Annotated in this window: 24 protein-coding genes and 1 pseudogene; 13 read left to right on the forward strand and 12 right to left on the reverse strand. The window is 64.9% G+C overall.

Annotation, left to right across the window (positions count from 1 at the left end):
* Positions 1-37: 37 nt before the first annotated feature.
* Positions 38-1693 (reverse strand): MDR family MFS transporter, encoded by a 1656-nt coding sequence (locus tag ABIB49_RS11715; protein ID WP_354157085.1) that lies wholly within the window; start codon positions 1691-1693, stop codon positions 38-40.
* A 102-nt stretch (positions 1694-1795) separates the two neighbouring features.
* A complete protein-coding gene (gene rraA, locus ABIB49_RS11720) occupies positions 1796-2272 on the reverse strand; it encodes a ribonuclease E activity regulator RraA (RefSeq protein ID WP_354157086.1) in 477 nt (158 codons plus the stop codon).
* A gap of 107 nt (positions 2273-2379) precedes the next feature.
* On the opposite strand from rraA, the gene ABIB49_RS11725 reads away from it, so the two are divergent.
* The 5 genes from ABIB49_RS11725 to ABIB49_RS11745 all read left to right on the forward strand — a co-directional run bounded on the left by ABIB49_RS11725 (position 2380) and on the right by ABIB49_RS11745 (position 6864).
* Complete coding sequence (locus ABIB49_RS11725; RefSeq protein WP_354157087.1) at positions 2380-3693, forward strand: MFS transporter; 1314 nt, start codon at positions 2380-2382, stop codon at positions 3691-3693.
* Between the two features lie 137 nt (positions 3694-3830).
* Positions 3831-4424 (forward strand): helix-turn-helix domain-containing protein, encoded by a 594-nt coding sequence (locus ABIB49_RS11730; protein WP_354157088.1) that lies wholly within the window; start codon positions 3831-3833, stop codon positions 4422-4424.
* Positions 4425-4725: 301 nt separating this feature from the next.
* On the forward strand, positions 4726-5937 hold the full coding sequence (locus tag ABIB49_RS11735; protein ID WP_354157089.1) for an NAD(P)-dependent malic enzyme: 1212 nt from the start codon (positions 4726-4728) through the stop codon (positions 5935-5937).
* 23 nt (positions 5938-5960) lie between these two features.
* A complete protein-coding gene (locus tag ABIB49_RS11740; RefSeq protein ID WP_226775813.1) occupies positions 5961-6461 on the forward strand; it encodes a DUF456 domain-containing protein in 501 nt (166 codons plus the stop codon).
* 46 nt (positions 6462-6507) lie between these two features.
* Complete coding sequence (locus tag ABIB49_RS11745; protein WP_354157090.1) at positions 6508-6864, forward strand: nuclear transport factor 2 family protein; 357 nt, start codon at positions 6508-6510, stop codon at positions 6862-6864.
* 182 nt (positions 6865-7046) lie between these two features.
* On the opposite strand, the gene ABIB49_RS11750 is transcribed toward ABIB49_RS11745, so the two are convergent.
* Positions 7047-7505 (reverse strand): Lrp/AsnC family transcriptional regulator, encoded by a 459-nt coding sequence (locus tag ABIB49_RS11750; protein ID WP_354157101.1) that lies wholly within the window; start codon positions 7503-7505, stop codon positions 7047-7049.
* A 415-nt stretch (positions 7506-7920) separates the two neighbouring features.
* Between ABIB49_RS11750 and gluQRS the strand changes: the two genes are divergently transcribed.
* The 3 genes from gluQRS to ABIB49_RS11765 are packed head-to-tail and all read left to right on the forward strand — an operon-like array spanning position 7921 to position 10513.
* A complete protein-coding gene (gluQRS, locus tag ABIB49_RS11755; RefSeq protein ID WP_354157091.1) occupies positions 7921-8802 on the forward strand; it encodes a tRNA glutamyl-Q(34) synthetase GluQRS in 882 nt (293 codons plus the stop codon).
* A gap of 35 nt (positions 8803-8837) precedes the next feature.
* The gene (locus ABIB49_RS11760) at positions 8838-9506 is read left to right on the forward strand and encodes an HD domain-containing protein (protein WP_354157092.1); all 669 of its coding nucleotides are present in this window, start codon (positions 8838-8840) and stop codon (positions 9504-9506) included.
* A gap of 2 nt (positions 9507-9508) precedes the next feature.
* Positions 9509-10513 (forward strand): NADP-dependent oxidoreductase, encoded by a 1005-nt coding sequence (locus ABIB49_RS11765; RefSeq protein WP_354157102.1) that lies wholly within the window; start codon positions 9509-9511, stop codon positions 10511-10513.
* Between the two features lie 21 nt (positions 10514-10534).
* On the opposite strand, the gene ABIB49_RS11770 is transcribed toward ABIB49_RS11765, so the two are convergent.
* From ABIB49_RS11770 to ABIB49_RS11785, 4 genes are all read right to left on the reverse strand, one after another.
* Positions 10535-11851, reverse strand: coding sequence for an ATP-binding protein (locus ABIB49_RS11770; protein ID WP_354157093.1), 1317 nt, complete (start codon positions 11849-11851; stop codon positions 10535-10537).
* Positions 11852-12085: 234 nt separating this feature from the next.
* A complete protein-coding gene (locus ABIB49_RS11775) occupies positions 12086-13042 on the reverse strand; it encodes an L-lactate dehydrogenase (protein WP_354157094.1) in 957 nt (318 codons plus the stop codon).
* A 16-nt stretch (positions 13043-13058) separates the two neighbouring features.
* A complete protein-coding gene (locus ABIB49_RS11780) occupies positions 13059-13802 on the reverse strand; it encodes a glucose 1-dehydrogenase (protein WP_354157095.1) in 744 nt (247 codons plus the stop codon).
* Between the two features lie 181 nt (positions 13803-13983).
* A complete protein-coding gene (locus ABIB49_RS11785) occupies positions 13984-14601 on the reverse strand; it encodes a uracil-DNA glycosylase family protein (protein ID WP_253031769.1) in 618 nt (205 codons plus the stop codon).
* Positions 14602-15050: 449 nt separating this feature from the next.
* Here ABIB49_RS11785 and ABIB49_RS11790 point away from each other — a divergent pair, with 449 nt between their 5' ends.
* On the forward strand, positions 15051-17078 hold the full coding sequence (locus ABIB49_RS11790) for a glycoside hydrolase family 3 C-terminal domain-containing protein (protein WP_354157096.1): 2028 nt from the start codon (positions 15051-15053) through the stop codon (positions 17076-17078).
* A gap of 357 nt (positions 17079-17435) precedes the next feature.
* Here the strand turns inward: ABIB49_RS11790 and ABIB49_RS11795 are convergent, their stop codons facing one another.
* On the reverse strand, positions 17436-17957 hold the full coding sequence (locus ABIB49_RS11795; RefSeq protein WP_354157103.1) for a GrpB family protein: 522 nt from the start codon (positions 17955-17957) through the stop codon (positions 17436-17438).
* Positions 17958-17994: 37 nt separating this feature from the next.
* On the opposite strand from ABIB49_RS11795, the gene ABIB49_RS11800 reads away from it, so the two are divergent.
* Positions 17995-18291 (forward strand): DUF4190 domain-containing protein, encoded by a 297-nt coding sequence (locus ABIB49_RS11800; RefSeq protein WP_354157097.1) that lies wholly within the window; start codon positions 17995-17997, stop codon positions 18289-18291.
* A gap of 232 nt (positions 18292-18523) precedes the next feature.
* Positions 18524-19000 carry a hypothetical protein gene (locus ABIB49_RS11805; RefSeq protein ID WP_226775803.1) on the forward strand — a complete coding sequence of 159 codons (477 nt, stop codon included), beginning with the start codon at positions 18524-18526 and terminating at the stop codon, positions 18998-19000.
* A gap of 315 nt (positions 19001-19315) precedes the next feature.
* Here ABIB49_RS11805 and ABIB49_RS11810 read toward each other — a convergent pair.
* The 3 genes and pseudogenes from ABIB49_RS11810 to ABIB49_RS11820 form a co-directional block, all read right to left on the reverse strand.
* Positions 19316-19567, reverse strand: a pseudogene (locus tag ABIB49_RS11810) (GNAT family N-acetyltransferase); the annotation flags it as partial.
* A gap of 146 nt (positions 19568-19713) precedes the next feature.
* Entirely contained in the window at positions 19714-20430 is a 717-nt protein-coding gene (locus tag ABIB49_RS11815) for a hypothetical protein (RefSeq protein WP_354157098.1), read from the reverse strand.
* The gene (locus tag ABIB49_RS11820) at positions 20427-20813 is read right to left on the reverse strand and encodes a PadR family transcriptional regulator (protein ID WP_354157099.1); all 387 of its coding nucleotides are present in this window, start codon (positions 20811-20813) and stop codon (positions 20427-20429) included. The genes ABIB49_RS11815 and ABIB49_RS11820 overlap by 4 nt, the downstream gene beginning before the upstream one ends.
* Before the next feature lie 212 nt (positions 20814-21025).
* Between ABIB49_RS11820 and ABIB49_RS11825 the strand changes: the two genes are divergently transcribed.
* The gene (locus tag ABIB49_RS11825; protein ID WP_354157100.1) at positions 21026-21229 is read left to right on the forward strand and encodes a tautomerase family protein; all 204 of its coding nucleotides are present in this window, start codon (positions 21026-21028) and stop codon (positions 21227-21229) included.
* Between the two features lie 282 nt (positions 21230-21511).
* Here the strand turns inward: ABIB49_RS11825 and ABIB49_RS11830 are convergent, their stop codons facing one another.
* Positions 21512-22351 carry an alpha/beta fold hydrolase gene (locus ABIB49_RS11830; RefSeq protein ID WP_226775799.1) on the reverse strand — a complete coding sequence of 280 codons (840 nt, stop codon included), beginning with the start codon at positions 22349-22351 and terminating at the stop codon, positions 21512-21514.
* Between the two features lie 55 nt (positions 22352-22406).
* Between ABIB49_RS11830 and ABIB49_RS11835 the strand changes: the two genes are divergently transcribed.
* Entirely contained in the window at positions 22407-22832 is a 426-nt protein-coding gene (locus ABIB49_RS11835) for a winged helix-turn-helix transcriptional regulator (RefSeq protein WP_226775798.1), read from the forward strand.
* Positions 22833-23160: the final 328 nt, after the last annotated feature.

Genomic DNA, 23160 nt, shown 5'->3' on the forward strand with positions numbered 1-23160 from the left:
CACTCCGGCGGACAGGCGCCCCACGGTGCTGCGGACCCTAGTGGGCGGCGGCTGAACTTTCCCGGGCGATCGCCTTAGGGTCCGTCAGTTTTTTGTTCGGCAGGGCGAAGGTGATCAGGAAGGCGATGCCTGTCAGCACGGCAGCCGTGAGCATCACGGCGTCGATTGACTGCGCGAAGCCCTCGGTGATCGGGCGTGTCAGGGTGGAATTCGCGGTGTGCAGCCAGCTGGTGTCGTTCAGCGAGTCGTTGCTGGCCCCGCCGTTGAAGAACTCATACAGCTTGGCGTTGGCGGGGTCTGCTGCGATGGCCGGATCCTTGAGCACTTTGAGGTAGTCCGCGTTCTGCGCGGCATCCTTCATGCCGGTGGCGATCTTGTCTGCTGCGAGGCTGAACAGCATGGAGATGAATACGGCGGTTCCGACGGCGCCGCCCATCGAGCGGAAGAACGCGGCTGCGGAGGTGCCCACGCCCATGTCCTTCGACGGCACAGAGACCTGCATGGCCAGCGTCAGCGGCTGCATGCAGAAGCCCAGGCCCAGGCCGAAGAACACGGCGATGGCACCCGGGACCCACAGCGGAGTGTCGACGCCGAGCGAGAGGCCCATAACGACGGCGGCCGCCGTCAGGACGGCGGTGCCCAGGATCGGGAAGACCCGGTAGGTGCCCGACGCCGAGATGGTCCGGCCGGCCGTGATGGAACCGGTGAGGATGCCCACCGTGAAGGTGATCATCATTAGGCCGGCTTCGGTGGGGGTCAGGCCCTTGACCAGCTGCAGGTACATGGGAAGCATTGCGATCGCACCAAACATGCCGATGCCGATGATGAAGTTCAGCAGTGAAGACAGTCCGAACGTGATGTTCTGGAACAGCCGCAGCGGGATCAGTGCGTAGTCGCCGGCGCGCTTTTCGGCCAGCAGGAATGCGATGATGCCCACAACGCCCAGTCCGTAGCAGAGATAGGAGTTGACTGAGCTCCAGCCCCAACTGCGGCCCTGTTCGGCCACGAGGAGGAGCGGAACGATCGCCAGCGTAATGGCCGCGGCACCCCAGTAGTCGATCTTCTGCTTCACGTGCTTGGCCGGCAGGTGCAGGTACATAAAGACCACCGTGAGGGCGGCAAGTCCGATCGGCAGGTTGATCAGGAATACCCAGCGCCAGCCGTCGATGCCGAGGATGGTCGCCGAGCCGGCGAAGGCGCCGCCGATCACCGGACCCAGGACGGAGGAGACACCGAAGACCGACATAAAGTAGCCCTGGTACTTGGCGCGGTCCTTGAGTGCCACGATGTCGCCGATGATGGTCAGGGCGAGGGCCAGGAGGCCGCCGGCGCCCATACCCTGAATGCCGCGGGCAATGGCGAGCTCGGTCATGGAGTGGACCGAGCCGGCGTAGAGCGAGCCGGCGAGGAAGATCAGGATCGCGATGAGGTACAGCGGGCGGCGCCCGAAGATGTCGCTGAGCTTGCCGTAGAGCGGCGTGCTCACCGTGGAGGTGATGAGGTACGCCGTGGTGGCCCAGGCCTGCAGGGACAATCCGTCGAGGTCGTTGGCGATGGTGTAGATCGAGGTGGACACAATCGTCTGGTCGAGCGAGGACAGGAACATGCCGAGCATGAGTCCCACCATGACGGTGATGGTCTGACGATGGGTCAGGACCTCTCCCGCAGCGGGCGCGGAGGTGGTTTTGGACATGACTGCTCCAAGGGAAAGAGTGGGAAAAAGCCGATAGTTGCTTTCAGTAACTATGTTACCGGCTGATTTGTTCCCGCCTCCAACTGCCGGCGAACAAAGTCGTCAGCGTTCCACCAGTATTCCGTCGGGATCGCACCAGATCATTGCGCCCGGCCGGAGAACAACGCCGTCGATCTGCAACTCCACGCCGCTCGCACCGGCGCCCGCCTTCGCGCTTTTACGCGGGTTGCTGCCGAGCGCCTTGACTCCCAGCGGCAGCCCGGCGATGGCCGTCCGGTCGCGGATCGCGCCGTAAACAACAACGCCGGCCCAGCCGTTCGCGACGGCGCTGGCCGCGATCAGGTCGCCCATCAGGGCGGTGCGGAGCGAGCCGCCGCCGTCCACCACCAGGACGGCGCCACCGCCGGGTGTGGCGAGGGTGGACTTGACCAGGGCATTGTCCTCGAAGCAGCGGATGGTCCGGATCGGTCCGCCGAAGTGCGATCGTCCGCCCAGCGACTGGAACTGCAGGGCAACCGAGTCGAGTTCCTCGCCCCGTTCGTCGTAAAGGTCGGCGGTATTCACTGCAGATGCGGCCATCGGTTCTCCTGGGCTGGAAATAGGGGGCGGATCGTCATCCCCACGATAGTCTGGCTGCGCATCGATCTTCAGTGTGCATCATCCGTTTCCGGGGGGAACCGAATTACATGAGCCTGTCCGATCTACCCGGAGCAGCTCCGGACCCAGCCCATGGCCCCGCCGCGGGACAATTGAGGGCCGGAGCGCTCGTCGAGCCTGAACGGGCGGTACGCCCCGTCTGGATAGCCGGGGTGGTGCTCGTCAACCTCGGCATCAACGCGGCATTTTTCGCCCCGCTCCAAGTACTTCTCGGCCAGCAGGCGGCAACCTTCAGCGAAGCCGACAAGGAGGCCATCCTCGCCCTCGTCACCGGGGCCGGTGCAGCAGTCTCGCTGGTCGCCAATCCCTTGTTCGGCGCGTTCAGCGACCGCACCTCCGCACGCATGGGCCGCCGGGTGCCCTGGGTCCTCTTCGGGGCCATCCTCGGCGCCGTGGCCTTGATCGCGCTCGCCGGGGCGCCGAACGTTGCCAGTATGACGCTGATCTGGTGCCTTGTGCAGGCCGGCTGCAACGGGGCGTATGCCGCCATTACCGCCGCCATCCCCGACCGCGTGCCGGTGGCCCAGCGCGGCACGGTCGGGGGCCTTGCCGCGATGGGGCAGACGGTCGGCATCCTGGCCGGCGCGGTGATAGCTGCCGCGGTGACCGGCAACTTCGCCGTGGGGTATCTGGTCTGCGCCGTGGCCCTGCTCGCCGGCGTTGTGCTGTATTTCTTCAGGAGCGACGACGTCCCGCTCCCGGCCGAGGTCCGGCCGCCGTTCCGTTTGGCCGACTTCGCTACGGGCTTCTGGATTTCGCCGGTGCTCTACCCGGACTTCGGCTGGGCCTGGCTGACCAGGCTCCTGGTGAACATCGGAAACCACATGATCACCCTGTACCTGCTCTTTTTCCTCACGGACGCAGTCCAGCTTGAGCAGACGCAGGGCATCCCGCCGGAAGTCGGTGTGCTGGTCCTGACCGGCCTGTATGCGGTAATGGTGATCATCAGCAGTGTGATCGGCGGCAGAATCAGTGACCGGATGGGGAAGCGGAAGCCGCTCGTGATCATTTCTTCACTCATCATTGCTGCGGCCGCGCTGATTCTGGCGTTTGCCCCCAGCTGGACCGGGGCCTTGCTGGGCGCCTCCGTGTTGGGCCTCGGCTTCGGTTGCTACCTTGCGGTCGACTTCGCCCTGATCACGCAGGTGCTGCCGGCGGCACGGAGCCGCGGCAGGGACCTGGGTGTCCTCAATATCGCCAATTCCCTGCCCCAGGTGCTTGCGCCGCTCATCGCCTTCCCGTTCGTGACGCTGTGGGGAGGCTACGTTTCGCTGTTTGTGGCGGCAGCAGTCATCGGCCTGCTGGGGGCCGTCTTTGTGGTCAAGATCAAGGGCGTCGACTAGCCCGGGTTGGGCCCGGGGGCGCCACGTATAGTGGACGGGAAGTGCCGCGGCAGTGCTGTGGGGGATCCCTCCAGGCTGCCGAGAAAACTGACCACGGAACGCTGCTGATGCCTGAATTCCCCGAACAACTTCCACCGATGGCCCCTCCCCCCACCCTGCCCAGGCAGCGGATTCGCTACACCAGGATCCTCGAGGTAGCCACCGGGTTCGCACGCAAGGGGCTGGACTCCGTGGTCCTCTCCGAAGTCGCCGCCCGAGCCGACGTTCCGCTGGGCACCCTGTACCGGTATTTTCCCTCCGCCGCGCAACTGGTGCTCGCGCTTTACCGCAAGCAGCTCACGGAACTGCACGCCCCGGCGAGGACATCCGCGGCACGCTGCGCCAAGCATCCCGCAGCCTCGGCCCAGGCTGGGGTTCCGGCACTGGCGCTGGCCGGCGTCGTGATGGAGATCTTGCACATGCGCCTGATGCAGCCTGCCGTGGAGCAGTGCCTGAACAAGGCGGTGTACACCAAGGGCACGGACACCACCCAGCTGCTCCGCGAAATTGACGACGCGGCGCAGAAGGCGGTCACGGCCGTCAGCGGCGACGCCGCCAGCGCCCGAGTGCTGCTGCTCGCCGTCACGGGGCTGGTCCAGTCCGTGCGCTGCCGGCGACTGTCCCTCTTCGAAGCCGAGGAAGACCTCAAAAAGGCCTGTTTCCTGCTGGCCCGCAGCCGTCCGGCGGCGTAACTGGTCTAGTCCAGGTGGGCCTTCTTCTGCAAAATAGCTGCGATTTCCTGTGACCGGGATCACTAAGTATGGAGGATAAACGTTTCACCTGGCCCGGTGTCCGTCCTGCGGCGCGTTATGCCGGAGCCGTGTTGTTTACCATTACAGAACCGGAGCGGCCCCGCCGCCTGCACGACCGGAGCTAAGCCGCAGATCCGCCAACCTCGGGTCGGAGCCGATGTTCCCCCAGATCATCTTGAGCATCCCTGTGCTTAAGCTTCCATAAGCCGTGCGCCCACGGTGAGCCTTAGGAGACAACGACGTGTCCACAGAAACAACGATTCCCGCCGACGCCACTTCCCCCGCAGGGCCCCTCACGGTGCTCAGCGACGAGGAAATTTTCGCTTCCCACCAGGGCGGCAAGCTTTCCGTTTCCAGCACCGTGCCGCTCGCCACCAATCGCGAACTGTCCATCGCCTATACGCCCGGCGTTGCCCAGGTCAGCCGTGCAATCGCCGCCAACCCGGAGCTTGCCAAGACGCTCACCTGGGCCCAACGCCTGGTTGTCGTTGTCAGCGACGGCACTGCCGTCCTGGGCCTCGGCGACATCGGGCCCAGCGCATCGCTGCCGGTGATGGAGGGCAAGTCCGCCCTGTTCAAGGCTTTCGGCGAACTTGACTCCATCCCGCTGGTACTCAACACCACCAACGTCGACGAGATCGTGGAGACCCTCGTCCGCCTGCGTCCGAGCTACGGCGCCGTCAATCTTGAAGACGTCTCTGCGCCGCGCTGCTTCGAACTCGAGGAGAAGCTCATTGCGGCCCTTGACTGCCCAGTGATGCACGATGACCAGCACGGCACCGCCGTCGTCGTCCTCGCCGCACTGACCGGCGCCGCCAAGGTGACCGGAAGGGGCCTTGAGGAGTTGCGTGTTGTCGTCTCGGGCGCCGGCGCTGCCGGGATCGCCGTCGCGCAGATGCTCCTGACCGCCGGGATCACCGACGTCGTGCTGCTGGATTCGAAGGGTGTTCTCAACAGCGGGCGTGCGGATATCGCCGCCGACCCGGCCGGCAAGAAGGCCACCCTGGCCGCCAGCGGCAACCCCCGCGGCGTCTCCGGCGGCCCCGCCGAGGCGCTCCTGGACGCGGACGTCTTTATCGGCGTCTCCTCATCGAAGCTGGCCGAGGAACACCTCAAGCTCATGAGCCGGGATTCGATCGTATTCGCCCTATCCAACCCGGACCCCGAAGTCCTGCCGGAGGTCGCACGCAAGTATGCGGCCGTGGTCGCCACCGGCCGCAGCGACTTCCCGAACCAGATCAACAACGTCCTCGCGTTCCCCGGCATCTTCCGCGGAGCCCTCGACGCCGGCGCCCGACGCATCACGCCGGCCATGAAGCTGGCAGCGGCCCGGGCCATCGCCGCACTCGCCGACGAGGATCTTTCCGCGGACTACATCGTCCCCAGCCCGCTGGATCCCCGGGTGGCCCCGGCGGTTTCGGCCGCCGTCGCCGCGGCGGTGGAAGCCGAGTAGCCGCAGGTGAATAGGCTGGGGCGATGAACCCTGAGCCTGTGGTGACAATCCTGTGCGGCATCGCCATTCTGGTCGGCGTCGCCGGCACCGTGATCCCGGTCCTTCCCGGCAGCATCCTGATCGGACTGAGCTTGCTGGCCTGGGCCATCTGGGGCGGCGCCGGAACCACAGGCTGGGTGGTGTTCGGGATCGGACTGGTCTTTGTCCTGTCGGGAATGGCGGCCAGTGCGGTCCTGACCGGGCGGAAACTCAAAGAGCACAGCATTCCCGGCCGGTCGGTGGTGGCAGGTCTGGTCCTTGGGGTGGCGGGGATGTTGATCATCCCCGTCGTGGGACTTTTTGTTGGGTTTGCCGCCGGCCTGCTGCTCAGCGAGCTGCACCGCACACGCGTTTTCGGCACGGCCCTGGCGTCCAGCTGGGCGGCGTTGAAAGCAACCGGGCTGGGCATGATTGTTGAGTTCGGGCTCGCCTGCCTCGCCGCCAGCACCTGGGTGATCGGCCTGTGGATCACGGCCGCAGCCTAGTCGAGGACGCTTGCGGGCGCCCGGAAGCAGGGAGTACAAACGAGGCATGAGAGATAATGTAGCGCGCTGGATCCAGCACTACATCACAGCCTGGACGTCGAACGCACCGGAGGACATCAGGGCACTCTTCACCGAGGACGCCCAGTACTTCACCCGTCCTGATGATCCCGAGCCTTGGAGCGGGCGTGAGCAAATTGTGGACCGCTGGATCGCCAGGCTGGACGAGCCGGGGGACTGGACCTTTGAGTGGAATCTTCTCGGGGTCGACGGCGGCAGGGCCTTCGTGCAGGGCCGCACCGAATACTGCGGTGACGGCCCAAGCTATAACAACCTCTGGGTCATCCAGCTCACGGGGGACGGCCGCGCCACAGCATTCACCGAATGGTTTATGCCCCGGCAGTGACCTCGGGGACGCTCCGGGTCGCCCTGGCTGCTGCGGCCGCCGTTGTTCCCGCGCCGAGGGCTGATGCTGATGGTGCCGCTGAGCTGGTGTCCGAGCTGGTTGGGCCGCTGGTTGGGCCGCTGCGCGCTTGCGGCCAGATCCCTGGCCAGCCGGCCCGGTGCGGTGACGTCCGCTCCGTAGGCTCAGGAATCCAGCAGTCCCGTTGTCCGGTACGGGATGACCTCGCGCAGGAACATGCTGGTGGAGGTCCTCACAATTCCGGGACAAAGCCGGATTTCCTCGGAGACGCGGTACAGATCGTCCGGGCTTGTGGCCACCACCCTGATCAACAAGTCCGTCTCGCCGGCCGGAGCATGGCACTCAAGAACCTCCGGGATGTTCCGCAGCGCGGCGATCGCCTCGTTCAGATGGCTCTGGTCCAGTTCCGCGCTCACGGACGCCGCCACTCCCCGGCCCAGTCCGGAGGGCAGCACCCGGCTGCTGTTGGGCCGCAGCGCGCCCGATGCTGTCATCCGCTCAAGACGCGACTGTACGGTCCCGCGGGCCAGGCCCAGTTTCTGGGCCAGCACCATAATGGGCATCCGGGGGTCATCGTCCAGGGCGACGAGGATCCGCCGGTCGGTGGCGTCGAGTTGCTGCAAAGTGATCACTGCTTGCCCATCCTTTCGGCTTGTGTTGATCACATTGACCAATACAAGCGATGTCCGTTGCACCAACTGTAGGGCTTCTGTTCAAATGGTGACAACAAAGGGATGCGAGCCACCGCCGGATCCCGAAGGCTACAGGCACCCCGGTACACCACCCGGACCCTGGATGAGGCTTCCCGCAAAGAACCCGCCGCTGATTGACACTTGTTCACGCATTGTCTTTCCACAGTCACAGTTTCCCGACCCGCTGTCCTTACGATTTGATTCGCTGTTCGTAGGATTTACGGTGCCAGGGCCCGGAGCAACAGTCCGGGTCCGGCACGGCAAGGGCCCCTGAGCTACCGGCGCCGGTATTCCGTTGTCATCGGTAGCTGAGGGGCCCTTGTGTTTCCCCGCATAGGGTGGTGCCATGACATCTGCCGGCCGCTTCGCCCCCAGCCCCTCCGGCGAACTGCACGTGGGCAACCTCCGGACCGCCGTCCTTGCCTGGCTCTTCGCCCGCTCCACCGGCCGGCGCTTTTTGCTCCGGGTCGAAGACCTGGACCGCGCACGGGCCGGGGCCGAGGCCGCGCAGCTGCGGGACCTGGTGGCCATTGGCGTGAGCTGGGACGGCGGCGTCGTGCGCCAGACGGACCGCGAACCGCTGTACACGGCGGCGATATCGCGGCTGGAATCCGCCGGCCTGAGCTACGAGTGCTTCTGCACCCGCCGCGAAATCCAGGAAGCCCCGTCCGCCCCGCATGCGCCGCAGGGGGCTTACCCGGGCACCTGCAGGAACCTGTCCGCGGCTGAGCGGGACGCCAAGCGCGCCGTCCGGCCTGCCGCGATCCGGCTCCGCGCGGACGTCGCCGAAGCAACCGTGGACGATGTGCTGCACGGCAGCTACACCGGGGTGGTGGACGACTTTGTGCTCAGGCGAAATGACGGTGTGACCGCCTACAACCTGGCAGTGGTGGTCGACGACGCGGCCCAAGGGGTCGACCAGGTGGTGCGGGGCGATGATCTGCTGCCTTCCACACCCCGCCAGGCCTACCTGGCTTCCCTGCTGCATATTCCCGTACCGGAATATGCCCACGTCCCGCTTATCCTCAATGCCGACGGGATCCGGCTTGCCAAGCGGGACGGGGCCGTGACCTTGGCAGACCTTGGCCGTGCGGGGGTATCGGGCGAGGACGTGAGGGACATACTGCTGTCCTCCGTCGGTCTGCCGGCGGGGTCCTTGGACCAAGCCCTTGCGGCATTCCGGCCGGCGATGCTGCCGCTTCAGCCCTGGGTGTGGCCCGGGGTGTAACCTGAGCCGCCGGCCCGGACGCGTAGGCTTGAACCATGTCAGAACCAGCACACCCCCGATTCACTGTTGAGACCGCGAAGGTCCTCGCCGAGGTGGCTCACAACCGCCAAAAGGACAAGCTCAAGAAGCCCTACCGCGAGCACGTTATCGCCGTCGGGGATGCCTTGGCGGACTTCGACGACGACATCCGGATCGCCGGCTACCTGCACGATATCGCGGAGGATACCCCGATGACCCGGCAGGCACTGCTGGACATGGGTGTCTCGGAGCGGGCAGCGGACATTGTTGAGCGGGTCACGAAGCGTCTGCACGAGAACCCGGATGACTACCAGGCCGGAATCCGCTATATCGCCGGGGACCACGACGCCACCTTGGTGAAGATCGCCGACAACGCGCATAACTCCTTGCCCTCCAGGGTCAAGGCGCTGGCCGAAAAGTGGCCCGACAAGCCGCCCGTCACCCGGTACGACGAGGCCCGCCCGGTGCTCTACGCAGCTGTTCCGGTCGAGGAGACCCGGAAGATCCTCGCCAGGATCAACCCCTGGCTGCTCCAGGAGCTTGACGACTTGCTGGACGAAGCCGATGACACCGATTATGAAAATCTCTCGTACACAGATGAGCCGTCGGCCGTCCCTGCGGACGCAGAACCGCTGGTGGGGTCCGTAGGGGACACGGCTGCCGGGCAAGGCGCCGACCAGAAGTGAGCATGCGGGCGTTTGTGCTCACACGCTACGGCGGGGCCGAGGCAATGGAGCTCCAGGACGTCCCCCAACCCCTACCCGGGATCGGCGAGGTGCGGATAAGAGTTGAAGCGGCAGGCCTGAACCCGGTCGACTCCCGAATCCGCGATGGTGATTTGCGCCCTCTCAATCGGCTCCGCCTGCCCATCATCGCCGGCTGCGAAGCCGCCGGGACCGTGGACGCCGTCGGGCCCGGGCCGAACCGCTTCGCTGTCGGCGACAACGTGTATGCGCGCGTGGACAAAAAACGGCTCGGTGCGTTCGCAGAGTATGTCTGCGTCCGGGAGGACCTGGTGGCCGCGATGCCTGCCTCGCTCGATTTCGCCGCAGCCGCAGGACTGCCGCTGGCGGGGCTGACGGCACTGCAGGCGCTGCGCGATGTACTCGGCGTCGGCCCGGGGACCCGGCTGTTCATCTCCGGCGGCTCGGGAGGTGTTGGCACGTTGGCAATCCAGTTGGCCAAACACTTCGGGGCAGACGTCACGACCACCGCATCCCCGGCCGGCTTGGCCCTGGTGCGCAGGCTTGGCGCCGACCATGTCATCGACTACACCCGGGAGGAATTCCCGGCGCTGCTGAGCAACTTCGACGCCGTACTGGATCTGGTCGGTGGAGAGACACTAAAGAAATCCTTCGGCATCCTCCGGCCCGGCGGCAAAGTGGTCTCCATTGCGGGGGTGCCGGAGCCCCGCACCGCGACGGTGGACCTGAAGGCGCCACCGTGGATCACCGTCGTGTTCGCGTTGATGAGCCTGGGGATCCGACGGCGCGCCCGCAACGTCAAGGCAAGCTACCGGTACCTCTTTATGCACCCCAGCGGTGATGATCTCCGCGTTCTGGCCGCCCTCGTCGACGGCGGGCAACTGCAGCCGGTGATGGACAGCAGTTACCCGTTTGCACGGATCGGCGAGGCTTTCGCCGCCCTTGAGCTGGGCCACGCGAAGGGCAAGATCGTCGTCACTATCCCCTAGGACCTTGCCGCCAGGCGGTGGCTACACCCGGCCGAGGGCGTCGATGTCCTCGAGGAACAGCTGGTGGACTTCGTCGCTGACAGTGGTCCGGGTGTCCGCAATCGCATCGAGATAGTCCTGGGTTGCGGGGCCCTTCCGGACTGCGTCGCGGCTGGAGCCGGTGCCGCTGGACGCCAGCCCGCCGTCGTCGTACACGGCCTTCTCCAGCGCCCGCTGGGACGCGCTCCGGGCCGCATATTCGATGTCCGCCGGGGAGAAGCCCTCGGTCCGGTCCACCAGCAGTTCGACGTCGACATCGTCCACGACGGTGGCCGGGATAAAGCGCTCCCACATAGCCTCGCGGGCCTGGCGGTCGGGGAGGCCGATGGGGATGACATAGTCGAAGCGGCCATGTCGCAGGAACGCATTGTCCAGGGCGCGGATGAAGTTGGTGGCGCAGACCAGCAGGCGGCCGGGCTGTTCGCGGAAGGCCGGGATGATCTTGAGCAGTTCGTTAGTGACACCTTGGAGCGGCGACGGCGGTTCGCCGGAGCGCTGGGAGGCGATCTCTTCCACCTCGTCGATGAAGACGACGGCATGCTCCAGTTCGGCGATCTCCAGGAATGTCTCGCGCAGCGCTCCGGCGAGGCCCTTGGGATCGGAGGCCAGCCGGGAGGGGAAAACCTCGACGAACGGCCATTCGAGGCGGGATGCGATGGCCTTGGCGAAGGTTGTTTTGCCGGTTCCGGGAGGCCCGAAGAGGACGACGGCGCGTGGCGGCACCACGCCGTATTCGTCGGCAAGGTCGGCCTCCGCGAGCGGCAGGACAAGGCGGCGCTCCAGCAGTTCCTTCTCCTTGCGCATTCCGGCGACGTTTTCCCACAGGTCGCGGGCCAGGATTCGGCCGCCAAGCTGGCTGAGGGGCTCAAGTTCCTGCCGCTGCACCGGGATCTTCCGCTCGAAGTAGCGCAGGTTCTTCTTCAGTACAAAGCCGCGGCTCACAAATGCCTCCACCCGGGTCTCCGATTCCGGCATCAGGGCGGAGAGCTTGTTCAGGCCATGGGGCGCCATCCGGTTCTCGACGGCGGCCAGCAGCGATGTGCCGATCCCGCGGCCGCGGTACTCGGGGAGGGTGGCCAGGAAGACCACCCAGCCCTGGTCGTGGGCGGCCCGGCCGACGGCGGCGCCCACCACCTGATCACCTTGCACCGCCACGACGGCGTGGTCCTTCTCGCAGGATGCCAGTACTTCGGAGAGAGCGTATACCGGCTCGACGTTGGTGGCCTTGAGGGACTCCCAGAGGTTCAGGATGCCGTCAAGGTCGGTCGAGTGGAAATCCCTGATTCGCCAGTTGGTCATAAGGTGTCTCCCGGGTGGTTCGTCGATGAGCCAGCGTGAATCTGTCTGCTGAGCATATGCGACGCGCAGATACTAAGGGTTGCGGGGACGTTGCGTTACGGCGTCGCCACCAGCCTGGCGGCAATTGCCAGGCGGAGGCGAGCCTGACGGTATCTGCATGCTGGCCGATGCCACGCTGCGCTGGTCCGGCCACCGGCTGCACGTTGGGCATACACCCGGGACGGCACAGCCCCGCTAGATCCCGAGCGTCGCCAGCGCCTGTTGCAGGGTATCGGCCGAATGATGCAGGGAGGCGAGTTCGCCGTCGTTCATCGGGGTGTCCAGGACCGCGCGAACCCCGCCGTTCCCAACAATACTGGGCAGGGACAGTGCCACTCCGGAGATCCCGTACTGGCCATCGAGCACCGTGGAGACAGGCAGAACCGCGTTTTCCGAGCGCAGCAGGGCCTCCACGATCCGGGCGCCGGACAGACCGATCGCGTAGTTGGTAGCGCCCTTCCCGGCGATTACCTTGTAGGCGGCCTGCATCACCTCCCGCGCGGTCCCGGCGAGGTATTCCGGCGAGAAGATACGGGCGCCCTCGACCATCCACTGGCGGATCGGTACCGGGCCGATTGTGGCGCCTGACCAGATGGGGAACTCGGTGTCGCCGTGTTCGCCCACCATGCTGGCGTGGACGCTGGTGACTGATACGCCGGCCTGCCGCGCCAGCAGCCAGCGCAGCCGGGACGTGTCCAGCACCGTGCCGGAGGAGAAGATGCGCGCCGGCGCCAGCCCTGAGATCTGCTGCGCCGCGACCGTCAGCACATCGCAGGGGTTGGTCACCAGCACATAGACGGCATCCGGGGCATGGGCCAGCAACTGCGGCATAAGCTTTTCGAGGATGCGGACGTTGGTGCCGGCCAGGTCCAGCCGCGTCTGCCCCGGCGCCTGTTTCGCCCCGGCAGTGATAACGACGACGTCGGCCCCGTCGATCGCAGCGATGTCCCCGCCGCCGGCGACAGTCGCCGCAGCGGCGGTGAATTGGGTGCCGTGTGCAAGGTCGAGAACCTCGGCCTCAGCCTTGGCGGCGTTGACGTCAAAGAGGGCGACGGTGCTGGCGGAGCCGCGGATCAATGCGGCGTAGGCGAGGGACGTGCCAACGCTGCCGGCGCCAACGATCGCGAGTTTGGATCCAGGATTCTGGGGCATGGGTTGCTGCCGTTACTCAGGGGGCCGGAGGTGCCACGGTGCCGGCCGTCTCGCCGCCGTCAATCACGAACTCGGCGCCGGTGACAAACGAGGACTCGTCAGCCGCCAGGTACACCGCAAGAGCCGCGATCTCCGGCGGTTGTCCGGTCCGGTGCAGCGGGACATGTCCAGTGTCGAACGTCATGCCCGCGGTCATGGGGGTCTCGATGACGCCGGGATGGACGGAGTTGACCCGGATGCCGGAGCTGCCGAGATCCAGGGCGGCACTTTTGGTCAGGCCGCGAACACCGTACTTTGACGCCGTGTATCCGGAGAGCTGCTCGTAGCCGCGCAGCCCGGCGATCGAGGAGACGTTGATGATGGCGCCGCCCCCGGCCCGCGTCAGCGCTGGCGCGGCGGCCTTGATGCCGTTGAAAACACCGGTGAGGTTAACGTCGATGATCCGGGCCCACTGTTCCTGCGGATACTCGTCGATTCGGCCGAACGTCACTATGCCGGCGTTGTTGACCAGGATACTGAGGCTGCCGAAGTCGGTTTCGGCCGCCGCCACTGCCGCGTCCCAGTCTGCCGGCTTCGTGACGTCCAGATGTACATAGCGAAGGCCGGCACCGAGAGTCCCGGCCAACTGCCGGCCATCCTCATCCAGGACGTCGCCGGCTACCACTTTCGCCCCCTCGGCAAGGAAGCGCTCCGCAATGGCTGCACCGATGCCGCGGGCTCCGCCGCTGACGAGGGCCACTTTGCCGTCCAACCGTCCCATAACCGAGTCCTCTTCGGGAGTGAGCCTTCCCAGGGACGCAGCCGTCCGGGCTCGTCCATAAGCTCACCAAGGACGGCCGGGCTTGGGCAGGGCCGTTGGACCCTACGCGGCGGGAACGACGGCGGCGCGGGGCGGCAGTCTTAGTACCGCCCGGCGGTGTCAACTCGAGCGCGGTATCAGCTCACAGGTGCTGGATGCCTGCCCGTTGCATGGCGTCCTTGTAGACCTCGACGTTTTTGCTCAGGAGTTCTTCCTGCTTGGCTGCCGAGACGGCAAAGGCGCGGCCGCCCAGCGCGGTGGCCTTGTAGATCTTCACGCCCCTGTTCTTCAGGGAGGAGTGGTAGGTCTTCTCGAAGAGCGTCAGGAAAGCGTGCGCGTCGGCACCGTGGGCGATGACGGCGGAGACGCGCTTGTTGATCTTGAGGAACTGGCGGAACGGCCGCAGGCCGTCGGTCTTCTCTTGTACGTTCAGCGCCGAGGGGAGCTCGGGATCGCGGACCCAAGGGTAGGCGTTCCACGGCATAACGTAGCGGGCTTCGAGTTCAACGGCTTCGTAGATGGACGTGGCGCGGCGGGCGGTCTCGTCATCGTTGAAATGGGAAACGAAGCCCGACTCGGTGCCCTTGCCCGGGGCGATGTGGAGGCTGACGATCCGGCACTCATCCTCGTCGTGGACGGGGTCAATGTACGGGACGACCGACCCCGGCTTCTTTTCCATGAGTTCGTCGCAAAGCTGTGTAACGGCGGCGATATTCGGTTCTTGCAGCAGGGTCTTCTTTTCGTCCCAGTCAATCGTCACGATTTCTCCCTCAGCGCTCGGCGTCCAGAATCAGGCGTCTTGTTCCACTCTACGCTTTTTGGGCGCGGGGGCGTCGGTTGGCCTTGGATAGCGGCCGGGCACGGTCAGGGCAATGGTCCCGGAAGTCGGGACCTTTGCCCTAGCCGTGCCCGCGGCCCGGGCGTACGCTTAAAACGCCTGCAGGTAACCATCTGATTCAGCCGGGTCGTTCTGGACATAAAAATGTCCGAGCCAGCTCATAGCGAGATCGCGAAGGTACCTGCAGGCCTCGCATTTAAGCAGGCGGCGCCAGGCTCGGCGACGGCAGTGGCAGTGGCTGTGTGGCATCGGCGTCCATCCGAGCCTCTGGTTTCATCCACCAGCCGCGGGCAAGATGGAACCCATCCTCAGGTCCCCAATCCGCCGCGGCCCGCAATTCCATGCCCGGGCTGACCCGAAAGCAGGCTAGCGTGAACTCAGAAGCGATGGAACGGGCCCGGGAAGCCGAGGCGCAACTGACGGATGACGAGCGCTTCTCGCTCCTGATCAGCGTTATGGGCACCAATGCAGTGCTCACCGATAAAGATCCGCGCATCCCGGACGGCGTCCCGATGAGCGCCGGTTACACGCCCGGGATTCCGAGGCTGGGCATCCCCGGCCTGCTGATGACCGACGCGAGCCTGGGAGTGACAAACCCGGGCTACCGGGAAGGGGACACCGCGACGGCGCTCCCGGCGTCAATCGCCCTGGGCGCCAGCTTCAACCCCGTGCTCGCCCGCAGATCCGGGCAGCTGATTGGCAGGGAGGCCAGGAGCAGAGGGCTCAACGTCCTGCTCGCCGGCGGACTGAACCTGCACCGCGACCCGCGAAACGGCCGGAACTTTGAGTACCTCTCCGAGGACCCCTGGCTCACCGGAGTCCTTGGCGCGGAGTCGGTCGAGGGCATCCAGGGCGAGCAGGTGATCTCCACGGTGAAGCACTTTTCGCTGAACTGCAACGAAACCAACCGGCACTGGCTGGACGCGGTCATCGACCCGGCAGCGCACCGGGAATCCGACCTGCTCGCGTTTGAGATCGCCATCGAACGCGCCCGGCCCGGATCGGTCATGACCGGTTACAACAAAATCAACGGCACCTATGCGGGCGGCAACGAGGGGCTGCTGCAGGGCATCCTGAAAGGCGCCTGGGGCTTTCCCGGCTGGGTCATGTCCGACTGGGGCGCTACGCCCAGCTGGGACTTTGCGCTGCAGGGCCAGGACCAGGAATCCGGCGTTCAGATTGACGTCATGATGTGGGGGCAAGAGAGCTTCACCGCACCGCTGCGTGCGGCCTTCGAGTCGGGCGAATTTCCCAAGCAGCGCCTGTCCGAGATGGTGCAGCGTATTCTCTACGCCATTTTCGACGTCGGCATCGACCACTGGGAGGGAACGCCCGACGTCGACCCGGCCGCCCATGCCGCCGTTGCCCTGGAGACGGCACGGCAGGGGATTGTCCTACTCAAGAACGACGGTGTGCTCCCGCTGGAGGCGCCGTCCACCGCCGTTGGACGGTTCAAAATTGCCGTCATCGGGGGACATGCCCAACTGGGCGTCCCCGCCGGATGCGGCTCCAGCGCCGTCACCCCGCCCGGCGGATACGCCGAAATCCACTCGATCGGCGGCCCCGGCATTATGGGCAGCATGCGGAACCTGTACCTGCTGCCGTCCTCGCCGCTGGCAGAACTGCAGAAGCTGCTGCCGGACGCCGAGATCGAGTACGACCCCGGCATGAACCCCGGGGAGGCGGCGCTGCTGGCACGTCGTTCCGATGTCGCCATCGTTTTTGGAATCCGGGTCGAGGGCGAAGGCTACGACAACGCTGACCTGTCCCTGCCGTGGGGGCAGGACACCGTAATCGACGCTGTTGCGGGTGCGAACTCGAACACCGTCGTCGTCCTCGAGACCGGCAACCCCGTGGCGATGCCGTGGCTCCCGAAGGTCAGCGCCGTGCTGGCGGCCTGGTACCCCGGCCAGTGCGGTGGCCAGGCGATCGCCGAAATCCTCGCCGGTGTCACCAACCCGTCCGGAAAACTCCCGCTGACCTTCCCGAAAGATCTGGACCAGACACCGCGGCCGGTACTGCCGGGCCTCGGCACACCGTGGGGTACCCCAACGACGGTCACCTACAACGAGGGATCCGACGTCGGGTACCGCTGGTTCGCAAAGGCCGGGAAGAAACCCCTGTTCCCTTTCGGCCACGGGCTCAGCTACACCCGCTTCGGCTATGGAAACCTGACAGTGCAGGACCGTGGCGGGGTGCGGGCCGAAGTTACAGTCACCAATGAAGGGCCGCGCTCCGGGGCCGATGTGCCCCAGCTTTACCTCCTTGAGGACCCTGCGGGACCCCGGATGCGTCTGCTCGGCTTCGAGCGTGTGGACCTCGAGCCCGGCGAATCACGGACCGTCGAGCTAACTGCTGATCCGCGGCTGCTGGCCAGCTATAACACCGGGCGCGGTTAGTGGCATATCGCCGCAGGCAACTACCGGCTGGCGCTCGGTCCCTCGGCCGGCGACTGCAGCCTGGAAGCTGACGTGTACCTGGCCGAGTCGTGGTTCGGGCGCTAGCGGGGGCCGTTGACGGGTAGCTGTGGCCGGCCGGCGTCTTGGGTTGGAGAGTATGCCGGGGCCCGTGTTTCCGCCGCGGAAGCTGCATTCCGTAAGCTTGAATGAACGCCCCGCGCCCAGTTTCCGAACTCGACCGCCCAAAGCCGTCTGCACAGCCCGCCCGCTCGGGGATCCTTGGGTTCTCGCGGTGATTGCAACACTTAGCGGATGGTTGTTGTTATTGGCGGGGTCGTTCTCGTTCACGCACAGCGTCTACGACTTCAATAACCCTGTGGCAACGAACGCTCGATGGTACATCTCCTGGATGACCTTTTCCTTGCGTACGTTGTATTGCATGGAGTGTTCACCAGCGGATTGAGCCTTGGCTGCCGCTTCACGCTTCGCATGTTCGTAGAGATCGCGATCGCTCGGATTGGCGCGCAACCAGTCGCGAAATATCCGATGCTTCGCGACTTCTGGGCTGTCGTAGCCGAAAACGTGCAGATTGCAGGCGGGTTCAACGTGCCGGAGGACGCGATGACCGAACCGCCAAGGTTCACGAATTTTGAGTTCAAATCCGACTCCTTCGAAGGCCGGGACGTAGGACGGCTCGTCATTTGGATCAGCGACGATCAGGTCGATATCGATGATGGCTATAGCTGGAAGCCCCCGAACCGCCGTTGAACCAACATGCTCGATCTCCAATGCACGCCATCCCAATGCTCCCCGGATCCTGTCGACCAGTTGCTGGGCGCCCGTGCGCTTCGGACCCGTTCGAGCTACTGGATAAGCCAGCTAGACTCGCGTGAACAACCAGGTTGGGGGAACCGAGATGAGTGAGCCAGTAGTGCAGGCCAGAACGTCGACTAACGGACTGAACAGGCTGTCGGTCGCAGCCATCATCTTCGCCGTAATCGCAGCCGCCGGCGTCTGGTTTTTTGGGTCCGCAGTCGTTGCTGTCTTTGCGGTGGGGGCCGGGCACATGGCGCTCAGCCAGATTAGGTTGAAGGGAGAACGCGGCCGTGGTCTGGCTATTGGAGCCCTGGCCATCGGTTACGGCATCGCCACGTTCGCGTTGATCAGTACGTTGATGTTCATTCCCGGTGCGGTCCAGCAACTCGTCAACTAGCGTCCACGTCGGTCGGCTCTGGTCTCCACTGCTGACTCGGACTTCACTTCAGATCGTCAACGGGGCTGTGCCCTGAATGACTGTGTTAGCCGGTTTGGAGCCCACCAGGACGGCTAGAACGGTACCCGTCGACGGGTTGCTGGGTGCTGCAGGTGTCAGGTCGTATCATCGCAACCAGGACAGGATCGACAAACAGCCCCGGCTCTCGTTTGGTTACTCGTTAGGAGCTCACATGCCCAGGAGACCGTACAACTGGCAACCGGGCTTTTTGGCCGGCAGGGGCTCCGTTCTTCTGAGCGGAGCTGGTTGCAGCCTGGTCTTCGCTGAGGTTTACCCCTTTGGTTTATGGGTTCAGATGAGTGTCAGGTTCAAGGGCCCGTTGACACTCGAGCAGCAGCGGGACATCGATCGCCAGGTCGGCGCCTATCTGCGGAATTCTCCGGCCGACGGCCCTCAACTAGCTGTCGATCAACTCAACTCCGGGCCTTCCACTGCTGAAATTGTCACGCATGAGGGGCACAACAACTTCTGGACCATCTCATTTTGGGTTGATCTTGACGTCGCCGCAGGAGCGATGTCGGTGGTGTTCACGTGGGCGGATCAGGATATTGAAACGACGTTCTCAGTCACGGGCGAAGACGTCGATTCCGCACTTAGTGATGCGACAGAGCTCTGGAAGACATCATCCGTGGAGTACACCACCTTCTGAGCAGATGGCATTAGAGCCGCTAGGACTGCTGCTTTTTGGTGCGGGCGAGGCGGCCCACACTGTCGCCCAACTAACCGCAGGTTAGCCGGATGGTACTGATTCAAGACGGCACAAACGGTCTGAACCAAATTCCCTATCTCGTGGTTGTGGCGGAAACGCCCGTGTAGCGTTGTCGCTCCTCCTGGTGGGGCCAGATCCACCTCGTCCAGCCGGAGCCAAGAATGGTTGACATAGCCAAGTGGCCAAGGCGAGGCACGGATTTGTACATGTGAGGCCATAGGCCATCGGGGTCTTGGACGTCCGGTAAAGGGGCCTTCACCGGGCACTTGCTGACCTACGACCGGATGGGCCGTATTCAGCCAGTGCCTTCTCGAAAATGTTGTCTGTTTCAGTGGCCCACTGCATCCGTCCGTAGTTGTCCACGTACTGATATGTCGTTGTGGTCGTCGGCCCCGCAGAGGTGAAGCCAAGGCGTTGATAGAGCCGGCGGGCTCCATGATGTTCGACGGCGACCCCGAGGTAGAGCTTGTCGAATCCCGCCCGCGTCGCGTGACGTTCCGTCCAGGCGCAAAGCGCCGTACTCCGGAGTCATACGTTCCCCCCGTACGCTGTACTTCGTGAAGCGTACCGAGCACGGCACTACCGGATAGCCCCATCCACGTCCGATTCAGGATCCCTCACCGTGACAGGATGTTTGCAGGCATCCCGCTGATCTAGCGCATTGCCAGCGCGAGGCCGAGCATGGCGACGGCGAGTGTAGGGAACAGCCAGTTAGTTACCTGAACCGCTGCCTTCGCGCCTCGTCCGGTACTGTCCGTCATCCCGGAGAGCGGGTCGGTGATGTCGTTGTCGGCCTCCGAGCGGGATGACCGGATGGTATTCATGATTGAAAGTGCCACCATGACGAGAGCGCTTCCTATGAGCCATGGCAGCGGGTCGATCGCTAGCCATGCTTCGGCCTGGCTCTTAGGGGTCGCGAAGGCTGAGAGGAGGCCTGCCATGACGCAAGCAGCGGTGATTCCGATACAGGCCCAGATGCGCCGTATGAGGGCGTCGAGGTAGAGCGGCAGGAGGGCCAGGAGAACGACTGGTGTAGCGAGGAGAGCTAGCTGCGCAGGTGAAACCAGCAGCAGTTCCGACCGCGCCCAGGACACGACTGCCTGATTGAAGAGCAGGAAGGCCAGGAGCCCGAGCAGTGCCGGCCCCATCGCTTTTCGCACCCAGTCGTGCTTCGGCTCGGACGGGAGTTCAAGCGCCGCAGCGTAGTCTCGGGCTGGCCCGAACGCTTCCTCGGCCGGTTGGCCGGTATCACCGAGGAGCTCCCTGGCGCTTGCGATGGTGTCACCGATCGCGCTCCCGTGCACCTGGCGCACACGCAACTCCATGACGAGCTGGTCGAACCATTTCTTATCGTCGGTCTGCTGCGTCATGCGGGGATCTCCTTCGTGAGCCGCTTTGGGTCGAGGTAATGGGTGCTGGTGACGGCAAATCGGAGCCAGTCAGCACTTAGGCGGGTGAGTTCGGCGCGGCCCTGATCTGTCAGTGCGAAGTACTTGCGGCCGGGACCGCCTTCGCCGGCCCGCCATTCCGTGGTGACCAGGCCGGCGGTCTCGTACCGGGTGAGGAGCGGGTACAGGGTGCCGCCCTTTATGGAGCCGAACCCGTGGCGCTCGAGTTCGCTGATGATTGCGTATCCGTAAGAAGGCCCGGCGGATAGTGCGCGGAGGGCAAGGAACCCAAGCGTGGCCCGGAGCCAGTCACTTGGCCAGTCCGAGCTTCCCGGGGCTTGAGGAGCAGGGGCAGGAACATTCATGACTAGATTGTCTATCTAAGTAGTTGGCCTGTCAAGGCCGCTTTCAACTGGGCGTGGGTGGGCACCAAGCGCGACACGAGCACCCGCCTGTTCGAGGATCCTTGACCTGGCGGGCCCAAGATGGCCAGCGTCAAGCGGTTTGCTCACTTTGAGACACATCAGGCCGATCCGGCGTCCACCCGTTCCTCTGAAGCAGATGCCACAATCTGTGCATGCCCCTCATTCAGGTTCTCAATGCGTCCCCTTCCTCCACGGAAAAGAAGCGTCAGCTGCTGGCTGCGCTAACGGCCACCTACGCTGAGGTCATGGAAATCCGTCCCGACACGATCCGGGTGATCTTGCACGAGTTCCCCCGCGAGAACTGGTCTGTCGCCGGCATCACCCTGGCGGAGTCAGGCCAAAACGAATCCGTCTGAACTGGCCCAATAGCCCTTGGAAATGCGCTGCGCCGAATCAATTTTGGATCACTGCAAGAACCCAAGGATCCCCTTGTGAAACACCGCGCGTGTGCTGGCGTAGAAATTCGCCGTCTTGCGCGGAATCGGCGTTCAGTATCGCCGCCTAGTGCCGTGGAATCCCGTCGATCTCCGTCATCTCGGACTGAACGTACAGGTGTTGTTCCGGGCATTCCTCGAGATGGATGCGAAGTCCGCCCGGCTGGTTGTTGCAGAGGGCAAAGGGTCTGGTGCCCAACGCCTTCAGCTGATGAGAGCTGGGGCGAGGATGTTCAGCAGCGCCTCTGGCGCGTCGAGCGGGATGATGTGCCCGACGTCCGGCAGGAGATTGCTGCGGAGGTCATCGGTCACGGCTTCGAGCTGTCCTGCGAGTGCCGGCCCGACGACTCCGCCGCCGATCGCGATGGTCGGGACCCTCAGCCGCGCGCTGCTGATCGCCTTGGCGATCTGGTCAGCGTTGATTGGCATCACGCGATAGTGTTCGAACGCGGCGCGCAGCGCCTCCCGCCCGGTGTACGCGGCGACGAATTCGTCGCGGAGTGAGTCTCCTACTCCACGGCCCCCTGCCGTCCCGCTGTGGAGGAAAAAGTCGATGTAGCTGGGTTCGTGACCGAGCAGGACCTCCTCGGCCAGACCGGGGACGGCGTGGAATCCGAACCACCACGGGGCGCCAGCGCGGAAGAAGCCCTCGGCTCCGGGGAGCCGGCCGATCGTGCCTTCCATCAGTGCCAGCCGGGTCACGCGGTGCGGGTGCTCGAGGCCGAGCATGAAGGCGGGCGGCACGGCCGCGTCCAGGGCGACCACCGTTGCAGCGCCTTCGTCGAGTGCGTCGAGCAGCCCGCGGATGTCAGAGGCGATGTTCCGTGCGTCGTATCCGGAAGTTGGACGGTCGCTCGCGCCGAGTCCCCGGAGGTCGGGCGCGATGACGCGGTGCTTCTCGGCGAGGGTCGGGATCATCTTGGACCAGACCTTCCAGGTGTGCGGGAAGCCGTGCAGCAGGACGATCGGCGCCCCTTCTCCGGAGATCGCCACGTTGAGGCGCGTTCCGTTCGTGGCGATCATCGTTTCGGTCAATTCGGGCATGAGGGACTCCATTCGCGGTTACTATGAGGTACTACCAAACGGTAGGAGACTGGACGTGAGCTTGGAAGACGGCACTTTGACCGCACCTGGTCACCTGGCGGTAACCGCCGTCGGGCGACGTGGCGATCTTTTCGACCCGCGGTGCCCGACTCGCCAGCTTCTCGACCGGATCGGTGGCAAATGGGTCGCAATGGCGATCACGGTGCTGGGCGCTGAGTGGCCGACGGAGGTGCGCTTCGCGGAGCTGAAGCGGCGGATGCCCGGGGTGTCGCAGAAGATGCTCGCCCAGACTCTCCGAAGCCTCGAGCGGGACTCCTTGGTCGCCCGTCGTGTGGAAGCGACGACGCCGCCGCGCGTGCACTATGCCTTGACGGAGCTTGGTATCACGTTGTGCGATCCCATTGCGGCGCTGCGGGAGTGGTCCGAATTGAACATGGCCGCCATCGATGACGCAGCCACTGCCTGGGATGCGGCCCATTAGCGCGAGCTGCGCGACTCGACCGGTGCCATTTGTTCAGACGAGCGCGGCCTCCACGGGTTGAGCCGCCAGCTGGTCGTCGACGAAGCGGCTGACGGGCTCGAGCGCGGCGTCGCTGGGACGGCCCCGGTCGGCGGAGGGCTCCCCCTCGCGCGTTCTGTAAGGGATCCTCTCACGGAGCCTGTGTAGGCGTACGGAGGGCACTGCCGTTGCGCCCCGCCATGCGCCGTGCTCGGGCTAGCTGTAATAACCACGGACGTTGGTGACAGGCGGCGTGGATAGGTGACAAAAAGAAGACCTCCGGGTGGAGTGGGGCTTGTCTAGAGTCCAG

Source organism: Arthrobacter sp. UYCu512 (assembly GCF_040547075.1).
Classification (GTDB): domain Bacteria; phylum Actinomycetota; class Actinomycetes; order Actinomycetales; family Micrococcaceae; genus Arthrobacter.

Coding starts and splice junctions, on each gene's coding strand:
- ABIB49_RS11715 (WP_354157085.1), bottom strand. CDS start 1,693: ATGTCCAAAACCACCTCCGCGCCCGCTGCGGGAGAGGTCCTGACCCAT.
- rraA (WP_354157086.1), bottom strand. CDS start 2,272: ATGGCCGCATCTGCAGTGAATACCGCCGACCTTTACGACGAACGGGGC.
- ABIB49_RS11725 (WP_354157087.1), top strand. CDS start 2,380: ATGAGCCTGTCCGATCTACCCGGAGCAGCTCCGGACCCAGCCCATGGC.
- ABIB49_RS11730 (WP_354157088.1), top strand. CDS start 3,831: ATGGCCCCTCCCCCCACCCTGCCCAGGCAGCGGATTCGCTACACCAGG.
- ABIB49_RS11740 (WP_226775813.1), top strand. CDS start 5,961: ATGAACCCTGAGCCTGTGGTGACAATCCTGTGCGGCATCGCCATTCTG.
- ABIB49_RS11745 (WP_354157090.1), top strand. CDS start 6,508: ATGAGAGATAATGTAGCGCGCTGGATCCAGCACTACATCACAGCCTGG.
- gluQRS (WP_354157091.1), top strand. CDS start 7,921: ATGACATCTGCCGGCCGCTTCGCCCCCAGCCCCTCCGGCGAACTGCAC.
- ABIB49_RS11760 (WP_354157092.1), top strand. CDS start 8,838: ATGTCAGAACCAGCACACCCCCGATTCACTGTTGAGACCGCGAAGGTC.
- ABIB49_RS11765 (WP_354157102.1), top strand. CDS start 9,509: ATGCGGGCGTTTGTGCTCACACGCTACGGCGGGGCCGAGGCAATGGAG.
- ABIB49_RS11770 (WP_354157093.1), bottom strand. CDS start 11,851: ATGACCAACTGGCGAATCAGGGATTTCCACTCGACCGACCTTGACGGC.
- ABIB49_RS11775 (WP_354157094.1), bottom strand. CDS start 13,042: ATGCCCCAGAATCCTGGATCCAAACTCGCGATCGTTGGCGCCGGCAGC.
- ABIB49_RS11780 (WP_354157095.1), bottom strand. CDS start 13,802: ATGGGACGGTTGGACGGCAAAGTGGCCCTCGTCAGCGGCGGAGCCCGC.
- ABIB49_RS11800 (WP_354157097.1), top strand. CDS start 17,995: ATGAGTGAGCCAGTAGTGCAGGCCAGAACGTCGACTAACGGACTGAAC.
- ABIB49_RS11805 (WP_226775803.1), top strand. CDS start 18,524: ATGCCCAGGAGACCGTACAACTGGCAACCGGGCTTTTTGGCCGGCAGG.
- ABIB49_RS11815 (WP_354157098.1), bottom strand. CDS start 20,430: ATGACGCAGCAGACCGACGATAAGAAATGGTTCGACCAGCTCGTCATG.
- ABIB49_RS11820 (WP_354157099.1), bottom strand. CDS start 20,813: ATGAATGTTCCTGCCCCTGCTCCTCAAGCCCCGGGAAGCTCGGACTGG.
- ABIB49_RS11825 (WP_354157100.1), top strand. CDS start 21,026: ATGCCCCTCATTCAGGTTCTCAATGCGTCCCCTTCCTCCACGGAAAAG.
- ABIB49_RS11830 (WP_226775799.1), bottom strand. CDS start 22,351: ATGCCCGAATTGACCGAAACGATGATCGCCACGAACGGAACGCGCCTC.